This is a genomic window from Novosphingobium malaysiense (assembly GCF_000802225.1).
Lineage (GTDB): Bacteria > Pseudomonadota > Alphaproteobacteria > Sphingomonadales > Sphingomonadaceae > Novosphingobium > Novosphingobium malaysiense.
The window spans coordinates 612936-631941 of sequence record NZ_JTDI01000002.1 but is presented as its reverse complement, the minus strand read 5'-3'; the positions used below and the strand labels follow the sequence as shown (position 1 = coordinate 631941).

At 61.3% G+C, this 19006-nt stretch carries 22 protein-coding genes; 7 read left to right on the top strand and 15 right to left on the bottom strand.

Annotation, left to right across the window (positions count from 1 at the left end; all coding sequences use genetic code 11):
• The 3 genes from LK12_RS07955 to LK12_RS07945 all read left to right on the top strand — a co-directional run.
• Positions 1–283: alternative oxidase (locus tag LK12_RS07955; RefSeq protein ID WP_039281427.1), on the top strand; the 283-nt coding region annotated here is incomplete at its 5' end.
• A 52-nt stretch (positions 284–335) separates the two neighbouring features.
• Positions 336–701 (top strand): response regulator, encoded by a 366-nt coding sequence (locus LK12_RS07950; RefSeq protein ID WP_039281423.1) that lies wholly within the window; start codon positions 336–338, stop codon positions 699–701.
• 342 nt (positions 702–1043) lie between these two features.
• Entirely contained in the window at positions 1044–1349 is a 306-nt protein-coding gene (locus LK12_RS07945; protein ID WP_039281420.1) for a hypothetical protein, read from the top strand.
• Between the two features lie 533 nt (positions 1350–1882).
• Here LK12_RS07945 and LK12_RS07940 read toward each other — a convergent pair.
• The 5 genes from LK12_RS07940 to bcsS are packed head-to-tail and all read right to left on the bottom strand — an operon-like array spanning position 1883 to position 6622.
• Positions 1883–2176 carry an Hpt domain-containing protein gene (locus tag LK12_RS07940; RefSeq protein WP_082010411.1) on the bottom strand — a complete coding sequence of 98 codons (294 nt, stop codon included), beginning with the start codon at positions 2174–2176 and terminating at the stop codon, positions 1883–1885.
• Positions 2169–2540: a response regulator gene (locus tag LK12_RS07935; protein WP_039281413.1), complete on the bottom strand. Its 372-nt coding sequence runs from the start codon at positions 2538–2540 to the stop codon at positions 2169–2171. The genes LK12_RS07940 and LK12_RS07935 overlap by 8 nt, the downstream gene beginning before the upstream one ends.
• Positions 2537–5050, bottom strand: coding sequence for an ATP-binding protein (locus LK12_RS23785; protein ID WP_052223255.1), 2514 nt, complete (start codon positions 5048–5050; stop codon positions 2537–2539). Before LK12_RS23785 ends, LK12_RS07935 begins: the two co-directional genes overlap by 4 nt.
• Positions 5047–5901 carry a glycoside hydrolase family 16 protein gene (locus LK12_RS07925; protein WP_039281410.1) on the bottom strand — a complete coding sequence of 285 codons (855 nt, stop codon included), beginning with the start codon at positions 5899–5901 and terminating at the stop codon, positions 5047–5049. The genes LK12_RS23785 and LK12_RS07925 overlap by 4 nt, the downstream gene beginning before the upstream one ends.
• Before the next feature lie 13 nt (positions 5902–5914).
• Positions 5915–6622, bottom strand: a complete 708-nt coding sequence (gene bcsS, locus LK12_RS07920) for a cellulose biosynthesis protein BcsS (RefSeq protein WP_197063489.1) — start codon at positions 6620–6622, stop codon at positions 5915–5917.
• A gap of 139 nt (positions 6623–6761) precedes the next feature.
• Between bcsS and LK12_RS07915 the strand changes: the two genes are divergently transcribed.
• Genes LK12_RS07915 through LK12_RS07905 form a run of 3 tightly spaced genes read left to right on the top strand, consistent with a single transcriptional unit; the run spans position 6762 to position 8705 of the window.
• Positions 6762–7979: a PP2C family protein-serine/threonine phosphatase gene (locus LK12_RS07915; protein WP_082010409.1), complete on the top strand. Its 1218-nt coding sequence runs from the start codon at positions 6762–6764 to the stop codon at positions 7977–7979.
• Positions 7979–8302: an STAS domain-containing protein gene (locus LK12_RS07910; RefSeq protein ID WP_039281403.1), complete on the top strand. Its 324-nt coding sequence runs from the start codon at positions 7979–7981 to the stop codon at positions 8300–8302. Before LK12_RS07915 ends, LK12_RS07910 begins: the two co-directional genes overlap by 1 nt.
• Positions 8286–8705, top strand: coding sequence for an ATP-binding protein (locus LK12_RS07905; RefSeq protein ID WP_231568276.1), 420 nt, complete (start codon positions 8286–8288; stop codon positions 8703–8705). The genes LK12_RS07910 and LK12_RS07905 overlap by 17 nt, the downstream gene beginning before the upstream one ends.
• 21 nt (positions 8706–8726) lie before the next feature.
• Here the strand turns inward: LK12_RS07905 and LK12_RS24605 are convergent, their stop codons facing one another.
• From LK12_RS24605 to LK12_RS07865, 9 genes are all read right to left on the bottom strand, one after another.
• On the bottom strand, positions 8727–8900 hold the full coding sequence (locus LK12_RS24605; RefSeq protein ID WP_156135426.1) for a hypothetical protein: 174 nt from the start codon (positions 8898–8900) through the stop codon (positions 8727–8729).
• A complete protein-coding gene (locus tag LK12_RS07900; protein ID WP_231568275.1) occupies positions 8897–10732 on the bottom strand; it encodes a glycosyltransferase family 2 protein in 1836 nt (611 codons plus the stop codon). The genes LK12_RS24605 and LK12_RS07900 overlap by 4 nt, the downstream gene beginning before the upstream one ends.
• Positions 10733–11392: 660 nt before the next feature.
• The gene (locus tag LK12_RS07895; RefSeq protein ID WP_039281393.1) at positions 11393–12187 is read right to left on the bottom strand and encodes a sugar phosphate isomerase/epimerase family protein; all 795 of its coding nucleotides are present in this window, start codon (positions 12185–12187) and stop codon (positions 11393–11395) included.
• Position 12188: 1 nt separating this feature from the next.
• Entirely contained in the window at positions 12189–12995 is an 807-nt protein-coding gene (locus tag LK12_RS07890; RefSeq protein WP_039281773.1) for an SDR family NAD(P)-dependent oxidoreductase, read from the bottom strand.
• Positions 12996–13045: 50 nt separating this feature from the next.
• Positions 13046–13432: a nuclear transport factor 2 family protein gene (locus LK12_RS07885; RefSeq protein ID WP_039281391.1), complete on the bottom strand. Its 387-nt coding sequence runs from the start codon at positions 13430–13432 to the stop codon at positions 13046–13048.
• A 13-nt stretch (positions 13433–13445) separates the two neighbouring features.
• Entirely contained in the window at positions 13446–15536 is a 2091-nt protein-coding gene (locus tag LK12_RS07880) for a PQQ-dependent dehydrogenase, methanol/ethanol family (protein ID WP_039281769.1), read from the bottom strand.
• A 41-nt stretch (positions 15537–15577) separates the two neighbouring features.
• Entirely contained in the window at positions 15578–16105 is a 528-nt protein-coding gene (locus LK12_RS07875; RefSeq protein WP_039281390.1) for a VOC family protein, read from the bottom strand.
• A 27-nt stretch (positions 16106–16132) separates the two neighbouring features.
• Positions 16133–16894: an SDR family NAD(P)-dependent oxidoreductase gene (locus tag LK12_RS07870; RefSeq protein WP_039281382.1), complete on the bottom strand. Its 762-nt coding sequence runs from the start codon at positions 16892–16894 to the stop codon at positions 16133–16135.
• Between the two features lie 31 nt (positions 16895–16925).
• Positions 16926–17327, bottom strand: a complete 402-nt coding sequence (locus LK12_RS07865) for a nuclear transport factor 2 family protein (RefSeq protein ID WP_039281379.1) — start codon at positions 17325–17327, stop codon at positions 16926–16928.
• Positions 17328–17444: 117 nt separating this feature from the next.
• Between LK12_RS07865 and LK12_RS23780 the strand changes: the two genes are divergently transcribed.
• A complete protein-coding gene (locus LK12_RS23780) occupies positions 17445–18110 on the top strand; it encodes a TetR/AcrR family transcriptional regulator (RefSeq protein ID WP_156135424.1) in 666 nt (221 codons plus the stop codon).
• A gap of 131 nt (positions 18111–18241) precedes the next feature.
• Here the strand turns inward: LK12_RS23780 and LK12_RS07855 are convergent, their stop codons facing one another.
• A complete protein-coding gene (locus LK12_RS07855) occupies positions 18242–18988 on the bottom strand; it encodes an SDR family oxidoreductase (protein ID WP_039281377.1) in 747 nt (248 codons plus the stop codon).
• Between the last annotated feature and the right edge of the window lie 18 nt (positions 18989–19006).

The following is a 19006-nucleotide window of genomic DNA, read 5'->3' as shown; positions in this document are numbered from 1 at the left end:
CTATTTCGAAGAGGAGGCCGTGATCAGCTACACGCATTATCTCGCCGAAATCGACGAAGGCCGCTCGCCCAACGTGCCGGCGCCTGATATCGCCAGGCGATACTGGGGCTTGGCCGACGATGCCACACTTCGCGACGTGGTGCTTGTTGTCCGGGCAGACGAAGCGCACCACCGCGACGTCAACCATGGTTTCGCAAATGAGATCGCCGGCCTGCCGCATGGCGCCGTGGCCCCGTGCCCACCGCACGAGACGCTGGAACCGGCCTGGAAGAAGGCTGCCTGAATACAGGCAGGCGGCGGCACCTATCCGCCGCCTGCCCTTTCGGATATCGTCCATGGCTCGACCGCGAATCCTTCTTGTCGACGATGATCCTGGCGTACGGGCAGCGATCACGTTCGCTCTCGAAGTGGAAGGGTTCGACGTAGAGGGTTACCCAAACGCCGAGGCGGCGCTGGCGGCGCCGCACCGACGCATCGTCTGCGCCGTACTGGATCAGCGCCTGCCCGGGATGGACGGCCTTTCCCTGCTGGCACGCCTGCGCGACAGCGAACCATCTCTCCCGGCAATCATCATTACCAGCAACACATCAAAGAGAGTTCGCGCAGAAATCGCCGCGAAGAACGCCATCCTCGTCGAGAAGCCGCTGTTGCGCCATGCCATTGTCGACGTGATCCGGCACATTGCCGTGGAAATCGATTAACGGGGGGCCACGAATAACCGGTTTTGGCGTGACCCGACGTTCCCAGGAGCGGTGGCAGCTGGCAGCTTTGGTCCCAACCCAAGCCGTTCCCGTGTGGTGGTGAGAGTGTCAGCTTACGCCGACACCGGTCATTCCGAGCTCATTGTGTCCTTCGGTCAGGCCTCGCCGACAAAGCGGCCATTCGCCGGATCAAATTGACTGCCCGATAGCGGTCATCCGTTCATGATGACTGATCGGACAACGAGCGGCCGGTTTTCAGCAGCGCCTGGCCCGCTCCCGCCGGCGCCAATGTCGGGGGGAGCGGACATTGCTCTGGGCACCGAAAATTGCGAAGCTCTCAATATGGGAGACAGCATTTACGCGTTCAAAGGCGAAGGGGTGGCTTGGCAGACCCTCAACTATAGGCAAGGCGCACGTCACACCCTGATGGTGTTCGCCCGGGCAAGAAGCATCGCAGATGCTGAAAAGTTTGCCCATCAGATCGCTGCCGACAATGGCTGGCTTCATGTCGATTTGCACAACGGAGCAGAGGTGACCGCTCAGCCTTACGAGCTTGAGGAACAGTATCTCCGCGACGCGTTGGAGGATGCCATTCAATTTGGCAGTTCAATGGTGACCTACGAGAAGGAACTACCGTCGGACGCCTGATGTTTGTGTTGTCAACTTTGTCGGCGACACCGGAAAGGCACCTTCCGGATTAAAAGTCTGAAATGCTGCCGTTCGCGTTCGGCCAGGCTGAGCCGGCGACAGGCGCCTGAAGAGCCGCCGTTCAGTCGTTCAAATCGGCTGCTCTAAACCTTCCGTTCGTTCATCAAGCTCTCAAGGCGGACCGACCGACCAGATCTGGGACATTCCTGCCGTTCCCAGAAATACCGGCGGGTGTCAGCTTTTTGCAGAAAGCGGACGTCGTTTGGTTGGCTTCGGTATGGGTGCAATGCAGGGCACTCCTAAACGGCGGTTTCGCAGGCACGAAAACGCGAGAACCGACATTAAAATTCCTCGGCGGCGGCTTTCGGGAACAACCCAATCCCTCAATTCAACCGCCAACCTCCAATCCCCCGAAGTCCACAGGCCGGTTCCTCTCTTCGCCCATTGACAAGATCAGCGGCTGATCCCATCGGATGTACAGCGTGGATAGTGGCCAAACCAGCAGAGTACTCTGTCCCCTGCGAGTGCCGGGTTCAACGCGTGTTTAAGTCTGATTCGATCTGCTCCATCAGACGGCCGAATTGCTGCGTTTCGGGCAAGTTCACCGCATTGTCCTTTCCCAGCAGCATTTCCAACTCGGAGGCAGCTGCTGAAAGATCTGACAGCCCCAGAGAACCTGCCATGCCGGCGATCTTGTGGACGATGTCCTGCACTGCGCTATTTCCGCCCTTCTGTCGGGACAATAGCTCCAGTTCCTGGCGCTGCTCTTCGAGGCGTTCCAGAAAGCGCGTGCGTATGACGGCAAGGCGGGACAACTGTTCAGACATGGTCGACGAAAAACCGTACCTGCTTGATCAGCTTCATCGGATCGAAGGGCTTGGGAATCACGCCATGCGCACCCAATGAGACCAACCGTTCAACATCTTCTGGGCTCGTTCGCGCGGTAATGAAGACCACCGGTGTGTTTTTGCCGAAACGCTCGCGGATTTCGGCAAACGTCATCGGCCCGTCCATGACCGGCATCATCATGTCCAGCAGGATGAGGTCCGGCGTCGTCTGGGCAAGAACTTCCAGTGCTTCGGGGCCGCTACCACAAGTCTGGACGCTGATTTCGGGATCGAGTTCTAGCGCGATCGTCGCGATTTCCCTCAGATCCGGCTCATCGTCCACATAGAGTATCGAGACGGTCATTCTGCCGATGTCCTTTCGCGATGGGCCTCGACCAGTCTTCCGACGGTCGCGATCAGTTCTGCTATCGGCGTGCGGGCCTTGGTGAGATTGGCATCGACGAGGCCTGCACTTTCGGAATCGGTATCCTGCGCCGAGAAGATGATGACCGGGATCGGCAGGTCTCTATCATGCTGCAATTCGGGAAGCAGTTCGACGCCGGTACCGTCGCGCAGACCGATATCGAGAATTGCGAGGTCGAAATCGCCATTCTCCAAAAGCGCGCGCGCACGGGCCAGGCTGTCGGCCACGACGATCTCGCAGTGGTCTTCGAGGGCCATGCCGATCAGACGGCGCACATCGGGATCGTCTTCCACGTGGAGAATGCGCGGGCAGCGCTGGTCTATCGCGGCCCGGGCGGTTTCAACGCTGTCTATCAGCCGGGGAATGTCGACCGGTTTGCGCAACCAGTCCAGGATGAGCGCGGCTGCACCATCCAGTTCTGTAGCGCCGGGTTCGCCACCGAACGCCATGACGGGCGTATCGGCATTCAGCGCGTCTTCGTGCAGGCTCTGGATGATGTCGATTCCTACCCCGTCAGGCAGGCCCATATCGACGACAATGCCTGCAAATTTCGTCCTGCCGGCCGCCTTGCGCGCCATGTCAGGATTACTGGCATATGTGACTGCATAGCCGGCCTTTCGCAAAGCCTGGGTCAGAACCTTGCCCGCGCCATTGCCGCAAACGAGCAATGCCGGCCGGTCTGGCGTTTGCCGCTCGTCGGCGCGATCTGAGACGGGCAGATCGACGTGAAAGCGCGTTCCCTTGCCCGTTTCCGTCTCGAAACTGACGCGCCCATCCAGTCGCTCGACGATTTCCCGAACGATGCTGAGACCCAGCCCAGTGCCGCCATTGGCACGGTTCGTGGTGGAATCGGCCTGCGCGAACTTCGTGAATATCTGATCGCGGAAGTCTTCAGGAATTCCTGCCCCTTTGTCCGCAATCGTAACCCGGTAAAAAGCGTCGTTCCGGGATATGGTCACCTGCACCGTGCCCTCGGGCGGTGAGAACTTTGCTGCATTGGACAGCAAATTGGTAAAGACCTGAGCGAGCCTGTCCGGATCGGCGGACACTGTCATCGGCGTCATCGGTGCCGACAGCGCGATATCGGCGCCGAACTTGGCGGCGTAGCTGCGGTTTTCCTCGATGGCGGAACTGACCGCTGCTTTCAGATCGAGCTCGCGCAGATTGAAAGGCATCTTGCCAGATTCTATTTTCTGGATGTCCAGAATATCGTTGACGAGGCGCACCATGCGATTGGCGTTGTCGTTGGCGATGGTGATCAGACGGTCGACCCGTTCGGGCAGTGCGCCTGCACTGCCGCCCTTCAGCAAACCGAGAGCACCGGCGATGGACGTCAACGGTGTGCGCAGTTCGTGCGTTACAGTCGACACGAAGTCGGATTTCAATTGCTCGTTGCGCTTGCGCTCGGTCACGTCCCTGATCACCGCGACGTAGCGCAGACCTTCGTTCAACAGGGTCGTCGTCAGCGCGACTTCCGTGGGGAATTCGCTGCCGTCGCTACGACGTGCGAGAATTTCGACGGCGGTTCCGTCCGTATCGTCCTGCATCCCGAACGCGCGCAGTTCTTCTGCGATCTGACCGATCGGCGGCTGATCGGCAAGCAGGATGCCGACATCGCGGCGGTCGAGTGCAGCGGGCGCATAACCGAACATGCGCAAGGTCGCTGCATTTGCACTTTCGATCGAACCGCTGGGATTGATGGTGATGATCCCGTCCATGGCGCTTTCGAGGATGGCCTCTTGCCGCAAGGCCATATCTTCGAGTTTCGTCCAGGCGTCGTCGCGCGAGCGCAGGGAATGCTGCAAGGCCAGCCATGCGGCGATCAGAAGCGCGGCAAGCACCGCCAACAAAACGAACGTGAGGTAGCGCAGGTTGGAGACCGCCCGCTCGGCCTTCGCCGACCGTTCGGCAATGGTATTTTGCTGTTGCTCCAGAAGCTGGTCGATTCCCTCTCGTATGTCATCCATGAGGGCTTTGCCCCGTCCCGAAATCACTCTGGCTTCTGCGTCCTGTTGATCGCCGCTTCGCCGCGCTTCGATGGTTGCTCTGGTGTAGGCCAGTTTGAGGTTCGACAGTTTTCGCAGTTTCAGGAGCGCCGCAGCTTCCGACGACTGACCGGGGCCGGCTTCGGACAGATTCGGCCAAACAGAGAGGAGACGCTGGCGGCCCTTGTTGTAGGGCTCGAGGAACTTCTCATTTCCTGTGATTACATAGCCGCGACCGCCAGTCTCGACGTCCTGATGCGCCGAGAGCAGCTGAAACAGTTCCGTACGCCGCTCCCGCGCGCGCTCTTTCTCAAGATTGAGGTGGTCAGTCGTGCGCACCTGCTGCGTGAGCAAGATCACCACCGCACCGATGATCAGGGGCGCAAGGAAAGCGACGATCTTTGCAAAGCGTTCCCGCCACCGTTCCGCGCGCTGTGCCCGACCGCTGATCCGGTTTCGGTTCATCTGGCCTCAGCCTTTTGCCAGACGCGTACGCTGGCCACTTCCATGCGGGCAGGAAAGGCTTCGGCGTCGACACCCTGTGCACCGGCCCAGGCGCCCCCGACCGCGACGTTCAAGATCAGGATCATCTTGCGGTCGAACCCTCGCGGCCGGGTGGCAAAGCCTACCTTGCCGTCGACGCCTACGACGATGCGGTCTTCCGTCCAGAGCAACTGGTAGTCGTGGAAGCCACCGCAATAGTTGAAGTGGCTTTCCCCGCGTTCGTGATTGCCGTCGAGGAAGTTGCGCTTGGCGGTCTGGACCGCATGGTGAACCGTGCCCGGTTCATAACCGACGGCTTCGGCGATATCGATCTCGCCGCCCTGCCATTGCATGTCCTGATGTTCCGGCAGCAGCCATATGGCCGGCCAGGCGCCGATCACACAGGGCAGTCTTGCGCGAATTTCGAAGAAGCCGTGTCGCCATGACGCCCGCCCCCGCGTGGTCAGGCGGGCAGAACTGAACTTCTGACCAGACCAGTCATCCCATCCCTTGGCAGACAGATCCTCCTGCCGCGCCTCGATGACAAGCCGCTGGTTTTCAATCCGGGCATTCTCGCGGCGTTGACGCGCATAGTACTGGAGCTCGCCGTTATACCAACCCCGGCGGTTACGAGAGGTCTCGTTATGCCAGTGCCCGACATCGGGCAGGTCGCCGCTGGCGAATTCATCATTCCAGACGATCTTGTAACCTTCCGGGCGAACGAACGGATCACCCACGGCCGGCAGCGGTGCAGAAGCATCTACAGCCATGGTGCTAACCGGAAACGTCCATGCAGCCAGGATCAGAAAGGCAAGCGCCGTTCTCGCGAACATTCGGCATGCCCCTTCAGAACACGTGGCTTACGCCGAGTGTGACGTAGGGTTTGGCGGAACGGTCCTTCTGCTTCGAAGCACCGGCGGCAATGAGCCCCTGCCACTTTCCGGAAAGCCGTGTGGACGCGTAGATGCCGACACTCGGGCGAGTGTAGCTGCGGTCGCCCTGTACGCCACCCTCGATACCAAGACGCGTGTCGGTCTCTCCGTCGACGAGGCGATTGAGCCGAAGCTGCGTGATATAGCTGCGATCGTTCACCGCGTATGAGGCGAACCAGCTCGCGCGCCATTCGTTGCCGACAGTACCGTCGGTCTGCATTGCAAGGTCGAACCGGGTACCCCGCATGCGGTTGCCGATATCGACGGGCTTCAGGGTGGTATCGGTCACGCGCGGGCCGGCCGAGACGTTCACCCAGCCCCAACGGCCGGACATTTGATAGACCAGCGCCACTTCTGCCCCGATGTAGTCGGCAGAAATGCGCTGATCGTTCGATTCGTAGCGGTACTGTCCGCCGCTGACGCCGGCGCGGACGGCAAGGCCCTTGCCGAGCTCAGCGCCCGGCAGCGCGACAACGCCGCCGGTGTAGGCATTCACGCCGTCTCCCGCCGAGCCCCCTGTATAAACGACACCCGTATCCTGCGCGAACACAGGTTGGGCGAACAGCGCAAGCGGCAGAACGAGGCTTGCACCGAAAAAAGAACACAGATTTTTGAAACTCATCAGGCGTGCCTTCAGGCCTACACGGGTCACGCTCACGAGACCCATTTCAACGAGGCACACATATATTCGAAGGTGTTTAGCAAAAGGTAACCAGTTCCGGGAATAATCTGGTCAGTTTCCCCTGTGTGCCCGTTATTCCATGTTTACCTCTGCCATTTCCTCCGCGCGCACCAACCTGAAGGTCCTCATCGTCGATGACGATGCCCTGATGGGGGAGTTCCTGTGTCTGCAGCTGGAATCATTCGGATGCCGGCCGGAAGCCGCCGAAAGCGGCGCTCAAGCCCTCGAAATCCTGAAAAATGGCGAAGTGCACCTGCTCATCTCCGACTGGCAGATGCCCGGCATGGACGGGATGGAACTGGTGGCCGAAGCCCGCAAACTTACTAGCGCGGACAAGCACCTCCACATCGCAATGATGACCGCACGCGGCGAGGAAGAAGTGATGCGCGCCGCCATGGAAGCGGGCGTAGACGACTTTCTTTTCAAGCCGCTTCAGACTGTGGAGCTTGGACTCGTCATCGCCAGCGCCGCACGCAATCGCCTGCTTCACCATCGTCTCAAACGCCGCAACTCCCAGTTGGCCATGGAGCACAGGCGTGCGAGTGAGGCACTGGAGCGGGTGCAAGCCGACCTTCGGGCTGCAACGGCCTTGCATGAACGCCTGCTGCCGGGCTTCAACACGTGCGGCGCTCTCAGGCTCTCGCATCTCTATCGGCCGGCTGCTCTTCTGGGCGGCGATTCCATCGGCGCTTCGCCGCTGCGTGAGGAAGGCTTGCTGTTTTTCCTGGTCGACGTGCGCGGCCATGGTGTGCCCGCGGCTCTGGATTCCTTTCATCTGCATCATCGCATCAAGCAGTTGAGACCGACAAGCGCCGCCGATCTCGGTGTGGCGATGGCGACGATCAACCGCGAGATCTGCGACCGCGCGGATGACAGCTACGCCACCGTAGCCTGCGGTCTCATTTTTCCCGACGATGGTGAAGGGTGGGTGGTTTGCGCCGGCCACCCGCCGCCGCTGCTCATGATCGACGGAAGCGTCAGCCAGATTTCCGGCGGCCGCGCGATGCCGGTGGGATGGTTCGACGACACCACCTACGAGCCCGAACGGTTCGCCTTCCCACGCGGAGCCCGGTTTGTGACATACTCGGACGGGATAACCGAAGCGATGAACGCGTCCGGCGAACAGTTCGGAGAGCAACGGCTCGAGCGAGCGCTGGTCGCCAGCGCAAGCACACCTCTCTCGCAATTTGCAGCCTCTCTTTCGGACGATTTGCGATCCCACTTGCCAACACAGACTTTCGAGGACGATATTTCCATGCTGGCGATCGAACACAGCCGAACGGAGAGCAACGACTGATGGCAGGCGACGGCGAAATTCTAGAAGTAGTGATCGATCACCCCCGGCTGGATGCTGCAGCGGCGCCGTCCTTGCGCCAGGAACTGGCAAGCCGTTTCGAACACCGTCCCGAGCGGGTCATTCTCGATCTTTCGAATGTCCAGTTCATCGATTCCACCGGCCTCGGCGTGCTGGTCTCGATGCTGAAGCAGATGGGAACGAAAGGCCGCATCGTGATCGTGGGGGCATCGCCCGCAGTTCAGCGGCTCCTGCACATCACCCGTCTCGATAGCCTGTTCGTCCAGTGCGACAGCATGTCAGCCGCGCATGATGCCCTCGCCTGACCTGCCATCGGATATTTCCGTTGCGGCAAGCCTGACGGAAGTCAGGCGGCTTGCCGAACATCTGCGCATGGCCTGCGCGGAAAAGGCCATCGACGAATTGACGGCGTTCGATTGCGAACTTGCCTTGGTCGAGGCCGCCAACAACATAGTCGAGCATGGCTACCAGGGGCGGCCGCAAGGCGAGCTGACGCTGATCGTGCAAATTTCCGATGACGCGGTACGCATAGAACTTCTCGACTACGGCATGCCCGTTCCCGAAGGACAGTTCCTGCACTGCGAGGCAGTGCCGCTCGATGCCACCCACGGACGCGGCACCGGCATCATCCAATCCTGCGTCGACGAAATCGAGTATACCAGTGAGAACGGCCTGAACCGGCTGGTGATGATCAAGCGGCTGACGTAATCCGCTCTCCGTCTCATCCGTCTATTTTTCGGTGACAGTCCTCACCGCTTCAAGTCCGTGTTCAGGAATCGGCTTGCCGGTTTCCTGCTGCAGGTTCTTGTCTTCGATGTGCACGATCACGGCGCCGGCTATGATCAGAACCGCGACGATGATGAGATGACTGCGGGCATGGCGTAGGTTCCTGCGAAAACTCAATGGCTTGCCTCCGCTTCCGGTTTCCAGAACGCGGCCCGCACCATGATCGACATCGCCAGAATGTTGTTGAGCCCCCACAGGCCGTTGGCAATCAACCCGCCCAGCGTATAGCCTCCGCCCACAGTGAAGAGCCGGAAGGCGCACCAGGCAAAGGCTGTGACGGTCAGGCCGATCACGGCGATCTGCGGCCAGACGAGCCCGAGGTAATTGCCTTCCTGCCGCTGCTTCGGCGTGACTGGAAACGAGATTTTCTTGCCCCGGATCACTGCCCACAGAGCGCGCAGCGAGATCGGAAAACTGGCGAGATAGGAGACCTTGCCCTTGTAACCCGACAGCCCCCATGTCCCCGTCATGAAGGCCAATTCGTTGAGCACCAGAAACGGCAGCGCATGGGCGAAGAAGTCGCCAGTATAGGCTCTTACCGGCGCGATCGTCGTGAACATATAGACGATCGGTGAAAGCAGGAAGATCAGGTTCCAGACAGCGCCGAGATAGGACCAGAACGTTGTCAGGTACATCACGCGCTGCGCAAGCGTCATGCCGGGTCGCGTCACGGGATTGTCGTGGAAGAAGATATCCAGGCTGCCGCCCGCATACTTGAAGCGTTGCACCGTCCACGAGAGCAGATCCTGCGGCGACAGCATCTTCGACTCCACTTCCGGGTGGAGTACGGTCTTCCACTTCCGTTCGCTGTCCTGATGCAGGACGATGGTGGAGTAGATGTCTTCCGAAACGTGGAACTTGTAGGGTGTCAGTTCCTCTTCCTGTGCCGCCTGCCAGCGGGCAAGCGCATCGTCGGGCTTGTGTTGCAGCCCCAGCAGCTTGCGGATGCGGCTGCGGCCTTCGTCTCCGCTGCGGGAAATGGCGTCGGCATAGGCTCGCAGCGCCACGAACATCACCGCTTCACGGCGGTGGATCGAACCCGCACCGCAGCAAAACGCCGCATTCCAGGGATTTCGCCGGCGCTGGATGACATCGTAGAACATCGCCGGATCGTTAACGAACGGGTCCTCGCCGATGCGGATTTCGCCGAAGACCGCTTCGATCGCTGCGCCCAGAAGCTCCCCGGGCTTACCTGTGCGGCGCCCCCAGGCATCTTTCAGGCGCTTGCCTTCGGGAAGATCGTAGAACCACTGCGGCGTCTGCACGATCGCGACATCGGGATCGCGGAAATAGCCCAGCGTATGTTCGAGGATCGTGGGGAAAGGCCGGGTGTCGGCGTCGCAGATGACGATGAAATCGCCGCTCGTCTGCTCCATCGCATTGCGCAGGTTGCCGGCCTTGTAGCCGACATTGTTGGTGCGGCTGATATAGCCGACCCCCTCCTCTTCACAGACCTGCCGCATCGACTCCCGCCGCCCGTCGTCGAGCACGTGGATGCGAAAGTCGATCGGATGCGGATAGGCTACCTGCTTCGCATCGCGGATCGAGAGGCGAACGAGCTCCTCCTCCTCGCTGTAGGTCGTGATGAACAGGTCGACGCTCACTGGCCTGTCGGCACTCTCCCCCTCGCGCGTGCATTGCGTGATCGACGAAGGCGGCGCTTGCTGCGGGTAATCGCGCGTCTTCCAGAGATTGGCTGTGAATAAGATCAGCCCGAAGTAGGCACAGGTCTCGGCCAGGACGAGCGGGACTGCAAACCAGAGGGCATCGAAATTGAGTGAATGCGTCCAGCGCCACCACATATAGATCGCCCCGGCAAGCAGGTTGGCCACGCCGAGTACATGCCAGATGCGCTCGACCGAGCGCGACACCCGGAGCGGCGGCGGCGGGCGCCTGCCTTCAAACGGGGTAAAGTAGAAGTGCGCCGCCACTGTCTGCCGGAAACTCAAGTCTGGATTTTCGCACGATGCGACAAGATCAGCAAATCGGATACTCCATGTTTGCGATATTCGAGCCTTGCATGTTTGTTGCATGAGGCAAGCAATTGTCGCCTACGCCAGTGACAGGATGCTTCTACGGCGCCCGCGATCTCGACCGGCTCCACAATATTTCACCGGGAATGTCGCCATTCCTCAAATCGCTAGTCTGAACCTAACAATCGCGGATGTCCATGAAGGGCGTTCCCACTTCGGGGAACATTGGGCTATTTTCAGGGTGTCAAGATGAGGCGCTGAACAGCCGCCTTGGCGGCGCTTGCGCCTGGATGCTCTGGCAAATGCCAACGACCGGTTCCGGTAAGAGGAGCCAACTGCACCATTCCGCTGGATGACCGAAGTTGGGTCGGGTGCCGCCGTTCCCTGCAGGTAGGTCGTGCGATGACATTCGCCGACATACCGGTCGTTAGACGGCCCCAAGCTGTTCCCTGAAACCCGCCCTTCGTTCATCACCCGGTTGTGTCGGAAGTTCCGACGGGCTTTGGGACCTTGTGCTCGGTCCGCTTTGGAGCGCCGAAGTGGCGATAGCAGACACTAGGCTCCGGCCCAGACAGTGCGGTCAGAATTGCGAAATCCTCAAGGGACAATACGGCCTAGCTCCGCTAGGACTCCCCCTTACAATTTTGCCAAGAAGCGTCGGCTTGCCTGCGCAACGACCTTTGCCCGCTCAACGGCTTCAGGATAGGCGTCGCGCAGAGCCTTGGACCGCAGTTCGATGCTGAAGGGAATGAGTGGCGGCAGTGCGGCGACTATGTCCGCCACAGGCAATACGCCCTCGCCCAGTAGCAGCCGCTCGTCAACCGCGTCCCGTATGACCGCATCGAAGTCAGCTGGATCAAATGTGCGCATGCCTGCATCGCAGAGCTGTGCGTAGGACAACAGGTGCCGCGGGACTGTAGCCACTTGCGCAGGTGTCCCGCACGAGCGGTCGAGGTGGATGGGATCAACGAGAATACCTGCGGCCGGGTTCGCAACGGCGGTCGCAATCGCAAGGGCTTCGCTGATCGTGCGCACTTCGGTGAACATGCCGAATTCCAGCGAAACGCGCAGTCCCGCCTGCTGTCCATGCTCGCACAGGGCAGCGAACTTGGCTTGGGTCGCCCCCTGGTCCGGATCCGAGCTCACGACGAGCACGTTTGCCGCCCCAATCTCGGCACCAACGTCAATGATCCGCAGGTGATCGGGATCGAGCGGCCCGGCCTTGATCCAGACAACTTCGACATCAAGCACCGGCAAACCGGTTGCAGACAGCCGCTGTTTTACCGTGGTTGTCGTCGCAGGGCTCCACTCGGCCATGTCGACCCAGATTCCGACCGCGTCGAAGCCGGCTTCTGACGCGGCGGTGATGGTTTCCAACGCCGAAAACTCTGGAACGACCCCCGAGGCAAGGGAGACAAGGTTTTTCGCCATATCATTCAGTCGCCGAAGCGGCCGCGACAGAGGCAGCGATGTCCTCGCGAGTCGGATTTCCTCGCAGGGTAAGACCGCCGCTGATCTGCAGGTTTTCGCCCGTCATGAAGCATTCGTCCGATGCTACGAAGACCGCCGCCGCCGCAATGTCGTCTGCCGTGCCAATGCGACCTAGCGGGTAACCCTTCAGGAAAGCTTCCTTGAGACCCGGTACCCCCATGGCATCCTGGGTCATCGGAGATTCGGTAAGGCCCGGCGAGATCGAGTTCGCACGGATGCCGTGAGTTCCGAATTCGTTCGCCACGACGCGGATCAGGTGGTCGGTGCCGGCCTTGGCGCCCATGTAGGCGGCGTGGTCGTGGAACATGATCTTGGCGGTTGCCGAGGAGATCTGGATGATCGAGCCGCCACGGCCACCGGCCTTGTTGTCCATGGCCGCGATCATCGACTGCATGAACAGGAAGGGCCCCTTGAACTGGAGCTCGCTCATCGCGTCGAACTCCTCCTCGGTTGTCTCGAGGAAGCCTTTCAGCAAGCCCCAGCCAGTCGCGTTGAGGGCGATGTCGAGATGGCCGAATTCGTCTTTCGCCAACTTCGCCGCGGCTTCCAGGTCCGCCTTGCGGGTGACGTCGACCTTGGTGGCCTTGCCGCCGATCTCGGCCGCGAAGCGTTCCAGTTCATCCATACGCCGGCCGGCGACGACGACCTTGGCGCCTTCCTTGGCAAAGCGGCGGGCGATCACCTGGCCCATGTTGTCGCGTCCGGCAGCGCCAATCACGAGCGCGGTCTTACCTTCTAGGCGTCCAATCATTGTTTTATCCCTTTCTCAAACCAAATTGCCTTGCCGGCGCCGGAAATTCACTGGGCCGCGCGGGTCAGCACCAGGTGATCGAAGTAGTAGGGCTTGATCTCGCAGCACTTCCCGCCGCGCAGGCGGAACAGTTCGCACACCTCGGCAGGCTCGAGCGCGGGATCGGCGAAACGGATGCGGATCAGGCAGATGACGAGATCCTCGTCCGTCGCGTTCGCAATCCGGTCGATGCCGGCCACGTCGCACAAGCTTGTGAGCTTGCCGAAGACTTCGCGCAGGCCCGCGACACCGGGATAGTCTCCTGCAAGCGGCAGGCAATCCGGCTCGACGACCCGAAAATCGTCCGTCAGCATGGTGGCGACACGATCCCAGTCGCCCGCCGCTGTCGCCGCGTAAAGGTTGTCGACCAGTGCGATCATTGCCGTTCTGTCCATTGTGGACACCTCCCTATCGTTGCGGTTTCTCGGTCGCGGGCGCAGCGCGCCACCTGGCGGCCTCTCCCCTGATGTACTGCGCGAGTTCGGCCAGCTGGCGATCGTCGAACTCCTCGAAGCGCGGCATCCCGTTGGGCACGAGGGCGCCCTCTCGCACAATGCTGCGGAAGGCATCCTTGTCCTGAGGCATGGGCGATGCCCTGAGGTCCGGGGCATGGCCCGCCGCGATCGTGTTGACGCCATGGCAAACGGCACAATGCCTTGCGAACGCGACGAGTCCTTTGGCCTGCAGCGATGCATCGGGCACGAAGCCTGGATCGGCCACGGGAGCGAGCGGCTCGGGCTTGAGGCGGGGCAGGACGGCCTTGCCGTCAAGCGTAAAGGTCAGGATGCGCCGGGCCTGCGTGCGATAATCGATCGATACCGGCAAGAGCACCCCGAAGGCCGAACCGCTGGTGCCCATGCCGGTGAGGACGGTCACGTACTGGCGCCCGTTCGCCGAATAGGTGATCGGCGGCGCGGTGACCGGAGCCTGCGCGGCAAAGCTCCAGACCTTGCGTCCGCTGTCGGCTGCATAGGCGTTGAAGGTTCCGTCGATCCGGCCCTGGAACACCAGGTTGCCGCCGGTCGTCATGACACCGCCGTTCCACGGGCCCGGGTTAGGAACCTTCCAAACGACGCTCTGCTTGACCGGATCCCAGGCCAGAAGGGAACTGGTGGCATTCGTCGGCCCGGCATCGGCAACGACGAAATCGGGATTGGCTGCCCCATCCACCGCATTGCCGGGCGCGCGCGTCCAGTTCTCGCGCGTGATCCCGACGTCGTTGTAGCTGGTGGCCATCTCGATCGCCGGGATATAGACCAGCCGCGACCGGGGGCTGTAGGCCATCGGCAGCCAGGTATGTGCGCCGACCGGGCTAGGCCACATCACGAAGGTCTTGCCATCGGGATAGCGGGCGTCGGGGTCTTCGACCGGCCGTCCGGTATTGAGATCGATACGCTTAGCCCAGGTGACCTTCACGAAGGGTTCGGCCGAGATCAGCTTCCCGTTGGTGCGGTCGATGACGTAGAAGAAGCCGTTCTTCGGCGCGGTCATCAGCACCTGGCGGCGCTTGCCGCCGATGTCGAGATCGGCCAGTTCCATGTCCATCGACGCGTTGTAGTCCCAGCTTTCGCCGGGGTTGACCTGATAGTGCCACTTGTAGGCGCCCGTGTCGGCGTCCAGCGCCACGATCGAGGCGAGAAACAGGTTGTCCCCCTCGCCGGCGCTGCGCACCTTGTGGTTCCAGGGCGATCCGTTGCCAACGCCGATGATGATCGACCCGGTGGACCGATCGTAGGTCATGGCGTTCCAGACGGTGCCGCCGCCGCCGTACTTCCACCATTCCCCCGACCACGTCTTCGCGGCCATCTCCATGGCCTTGTTCTCGAAGCCGTCCTTGGGATTGCCCGGCACGGTCCAGAAGCGCCAGAGCTGCTTGCCCGTCTTCGCATCGTAGGCTGTCACATAGCCGCGCACGGCACTGACGTCGGCGCCACCGAAGCCGATGATCACCTTGCCGTCGAAATAGCGCGGCGGCCCGCTGATGAAGGCGGCGTTGTCCTGCGGCACGGTCCGCGAGGACCAAGCGAGAGACCCGTCACCGGGATTGATCGCCAGGAGACGCCCGTCGTGCGTGCCGACGTAGAGCTTGCCTTCGCCGTAGGCCAGGCCCCGGATACCCCAGCCCTGGCGCAGCTTGCTACCCGCCGCTTCCGGAACCTTGGGGTCGAACTCCCACAAGAGCTTGCCCGTGGCAGCATTGATCGCGCGCACCACGCTGTATCCGGTCGCCGTGTAGAGCACGCCGTCGATCGCCAGCGGCGCAGAGACGCTGTTGCCCGGCGGCAGGTCCATCGACCAGGCCAGTCCGAGCTGGCCCGCGTTGTCGGAATTGATCTCGTCCAGCGGGCTGAAATGCTGCTCGCCCGTCGTCCGGCCGAAACCTGTCCAGTTGTCCGGGTCGACAAGGGCGTCCGAAGTGTCGGTGTCTGCCCGCGCGCAACTCAGCAACGCCAGTATGGCGAGGATGCCCAAGGGGAAACGCAGGCTCGATGGCTTCATCATGTCAGGGGCTTTTCGGCGCTGGAGGCCTTGCAGGCTCATCATTGCCAAGGCACGATCAGTTCATGCCCGTTCCAACTGAGCGCGGCGTCGCGCGTCTGGCGGTACATGTCGCGAATGATTGCATTTTCAGGGTAAAGCTCGATCATGTGGCCGAGCGTGTCGCGCGCATCCAGGTAGCAGATCTTGGCCCCGAACGGCGTGGTGAACTCGCTGGCAAGCGGCATTCCCGCTGCTACGAACCGGTCCCGGTCCTCCTCGTAGCTGGCCGAGAAGATTGCCACATGGTGGAAGCCTTCCCCGCCCTTCGCGAACATGTCGTGAAACGCGCTGGGCGCATCGGAAAGAAGCTCGACCAGTTCGACATTGAGATCGCCTGATTGCACGAACACGCCGCGCAGGCGGATCGGTTCGGCCGGGGCGCCGCGATAGAAATGGTCACCCAGTACGGCCTCGCTGCCACCGACGAACGGGCCGATGCCATAGAGCGTGTGAAACCGACGGCACGCCGCGTCGAGGTCGGCGACCACGTAACAGTTCTGCACAAAATGCAGCGGCGTGCGCGTCATGGGATTAGTCCTGGCAAGATCCAGGGATCAGCCGAAATCGATCGGCAAGGGCACGCGCCGCAGCGACTGCCCGCCCGTCACGTCAATCACTTGTCCGGTCGTGGAACCCGCTTCAGCGGCGAGCCAGAGCGCGGTTTCGGCAATGTCTTCGACGACCACGAACTTGCCGAGGGGAATTTCCTTGATGAACGCCTTGGTGATGTTTTCCATCTCGAAGTAGGCGTCGGTCATGGCGCTTCTAGTGAAGCCCGGCGCGATGCTGTTCACGCGGATGCCGCGCTCGCCCAGTTCGTTGGCGGCGATGCGCACGATGGTGTCGGCCCCCGCCTTGGCACCCGCATATGCGGCGTAGTTCGGAGCCTGCGCCAGGGCTGTGAGCGACGAGGTCGTGATGATCGAACCGCCATGGGCCATTGCCGACGCCATGTGCCTGATGAACAGCGCGGTCCCGACGAAGTGGACTTCGGAAGACTTGCGCAGACCTTCGGCTGTCGATTCCATGATCGATTCCGCCACATCCACGCCGGAATAGTTCACGGCAACATCCAGCCGTCCAAATTCTTCAAGTGCCTTGGCGGCAAGCGCGGCAATATCGGCTTCGTTGGTGATGTCGCAGGCGATCGACGTGCCACCAAGGCGATCCGCCAGTTCCCTGACATTGTCTCCCCGCCGTGCCGCCAGTACGACTTTCGCCCCCTCTTCCACGAAGCGCTTCGCCGTTGCGAAACCCATGCTGCGTTCGTCAGACGCGCCCAGGATGACGGCGGCCTTGCCTTGCAATCTGCCCATCTCTCTTCCCTCTCTCGTATTGTCTGGCATTTCAGATCTGCTGCTGGTGCAACGGTTCGAACTGGCGGAACGCAAAGCCCCAGCGACCATCGCGCTTCACATACCGGTCGGTGTATCGTCCGGTGACGCGCAGCTCGGTCCCAGCCGCGGTTCGCGCCACTTCGTTCGTGTAGGAAACGCCGGAAGCGTGGCCTCCATCGATTTCGACCGCGCCTTGCGATGCGAACATGACGACGAAGGGATAACCCACCATGGCGTCCTTCCATGCCGCCACGATGGCATCGCGCCCCTTCACGGGGTCAGGACCGAAGAGGAACCATTCACCCTCCTCATCCCAGGTCGAACTCCACAGGTCGGCATCGCGACGGTTCACGCCATCGGCATAGCGGGCAAGCACGTCGTTAATCGCAACCCTGTCAGCCCAATCGGTCAATGCCTCTCTCCTTTTTGAGGTTCAGTGCGCTTGCGATGCGCCTGAAACTTCTATTACAGTATCCTGTAATACGGGAAGCGTCTGGGGCGAACCTAGCCTTTTGCGCAGCGCCCAGCTGTGCGCCGCGCGGCGATTCCTGCTAAGGGGCGCTCGATGGACAATCCTGAGCCCAACGCAGAAGGCACGCGCCGGTCGCGCGGCGTGCAGACGCAACGACGCGTCTTGGATGCAGCGTTTCGCCTTGTGTCCCGGGATGGCATAAACGCCGTGACCATGATCGGGATCGCGCGCGAAGCCGGTGTCGCGGAGAAAACCGTCTACAACATCTTCGGCTCCAAGACGAACCTGGCCGCCAAGCTGGTCGAGCTTTACCAGACCACCGTCATCGCCGAATTCGGCCTCAGCAACTTTCCCGACATGGACGAGTTGTTCGCTTCGATCCGGGCGATCGCCATGGACCTCGCGCGCAACCGCAACTGGTCCCAGACAATCGCGACCCTTTATTTTTCGGACGATGTCGATCCGGAAACGTACGCAAGGTTGCAGGAGGTCGGGCTGCGACATCTCCAGGCCGCCCTTGCGCTCGCGGCGCATTCCCACGTGGTTTCGGACCCGAGACGGCTCGCAATCGCGCGCCACCAGTTCGCGAACCTCGGCTATGCTCTGGTCCACGACCTTGCGAGCGGGCGCATGGACGGTCGGGATTTGGGTGACCATCTGTGTTTCGGGCTGGAAGCGACACTGAGCCAATTGCTCGGCGAGGAATGGAAAGCCTCGCGATGACAGAAGGGCGCCGCTGACCATTTTATCGTAGAGCCGCATCAGGTGTCGCCCTCGATGCCCTGCAGGTTGCCTCGGTTAAGTTTGCCTGCATCTCCCTGACCAACCCTTCGGAAATCTCCTTGGCGTCACGATCAGCGGGCGGTTTCGCCGTTATCGACCGTGATGGTGGTGCCGGTGATGTGCCGACCGCTATCACCTACCAGGAACAGGACCGTGTTGGCGATGTCGTCGGGCTTGCCCATGCCGTGGTTCTGCAACTGGGCCAGACCAGCCTCCTCCTTGGGCAGCTGCGCGACGGCCTTGGCCGTCATAGGCGTTTCAATTGCGCCGGGTGCGATGGCGTTCACCCGGATGTTGAAACCCTGCTCCTGGCAATAGACCGCGATACTTTTGGTCATCGCGATGATGCCGCCCTTAGCCGCCGCATAGGCCGGGATCGCGCCGACGCCCTTGATGCCGCCCACCGAGGACATATTGACGATCGTGCCGCCACCTGCCCTGGCGATATGCGGAATGGCGGTCTTGCACCCGAGGAAGGTGCCGTCGAGCATCACGTCGACATGCATCTTGTAGTCCGCGAAAGACTGATCGACGACGTTTCCGAAGATCACGAGGCCGGCGTTGTTGACGAGAATATCGAGCCGGCCGTAGCGTTCGATGACCGTGTCGACGACGCTGCGCCATTGCGCTTCGTCGCGAACATCGTGATGGAGATAAAGCGCACCTTCGATGCTGGCGGCGGTCGCTTCGCCGAGTTCATCCTGGATGTCGGTGATGACGACCTGCGCACCCTCGCTTGCCAGCATCCTTGCATCGGCGGCTCCGAGGCCGTTCGAGCCACCTGTGATCAGGGCAACCTTTCCGTCGAGCTTTCCCATTTTCTTTTCTCCTTTGAT

What these genes read in the sequence shown, in the direction of transcription:
- LK12_RS07950 (WP_039281423.1), top strand. Translation starts at nt 336, where the DNA reads ATGGCTCGACCGCGAATCCTTCTTGTCGACGATGATCCTGGCGTACGG.
- LK12_RS07945 (WP_039281420.1), top strand. Translation starts at nt 1,044, where the DNA reads ATGGGAGACAGCATTTACGCGTTCAAAGGCGAAGGGGTGGCTTGGCAG.
- LK12_RS07940 (WP_082010411.1), bottom strand. Translation starts at nt 2,176, where the DNA reads ATGTCTGAACAGTTGTCCCGCCTTGCCGTCATACGCACGCGCTTTCTG.
- LK12_RS07935 (WP_039281413.1), bottom strand. Translation starts at nt 2,540, where the DNA reads ATGACCGTCTCGATACTCTATGTGGACGATGAGCCGGATCTGAGGGAA.
- LK12_RS23785 (WP_052223255.1), bottom strand. Translation starts at nt 5,050, where the DNA reads ATGAACCGAAACCGGATCAGCGGTCGGGCACAGCGCGCGGAACGGTGG.
- LK12_RS07925 (WP_039281410.1), bottom strand. Translation starts at nt 5,901, where the DNA reads ATGTTCGCGAGAACGGCGCTTGCCTTTCTGATCCTGGCTGCATGGACG.
- bcsS (WP_197063489.1), bottom strand. Translation starts at nt 6,622, where the DNA reads ATGAGTTTCAAAAATCTGTGTTCTTTTTTCGGTGCAAGCCTCGTTCTG.
- LK12_RS07915 (WP_082010409.1), top strand. Translation starts at nt 6,762, where the DNA reads ATGTTTACCTCTGCCATTTCCTCCGCGCGCACCAACCTGAAGGTCCTC.
- LK12_RS07910 (WP_039281403.1), top strand. Translation starts at nt 7,979, where the DNA reads ATGGCAGGCGACGGCGAAATTCTAGAAGTAGTGATCGATCACCCCCGG.
- LK12_RS07905 (WP_231568276.1), top strand. Translation starts at nt 8,286, where the DNA reads ATGATGCCCTCGCCTGACCTGCCATCGGATATTTCCGTTGCGGCAAGC.
- LK12_RS07895 (WP_039281393.1), bottom strand. Translation starts at nt 12,187, where the DNA reads ATGGCGAAAAACCTTGTCTCCCTTGCCTCGGGGGTCGTTCCAGAGTTT.
- LK12_RS07885 (WP_039281391.1), bottom strand. Translation starts at nt 13,432, where the DNA reads ATGGACAGAACGGCAATGATCGCACTGGTCGACAACCTTTACGCGGCG.
- LK12_RS07880 (WP_039281769.1), bottom strand. Translation starts at nt 15,536, where the DNA reads ATGAAGCCATCGAGCCTGCGTTTCCCCTTGGGCATCCTCGCCATACTG.
- LK12_RS07875 (WP_039281390.1), bottom strand. Translation starts at nt 16,105, where the DNA reads ATGACGCGCACGCCGCTGCATTTTGTGCAGAACTGTTACGTGGTCGCC.
- LK12_RS07870 (WP_039281382.1), bottom strand. Translation starts at nt 16,894, where the DNA reads ATGGGCAGATTGCAAGGCAAGGCCGCCGTCATCCTGGGCGCGTCTGAC.
- LK12_RS07855 (WP_039281377.1), bottom strand. Translation starts at nt 18,988, where the DNA reads ATGGGAAAGCTCGACGGAAAGGTTGCCCTGATCACAGGTGGCTCGAAC.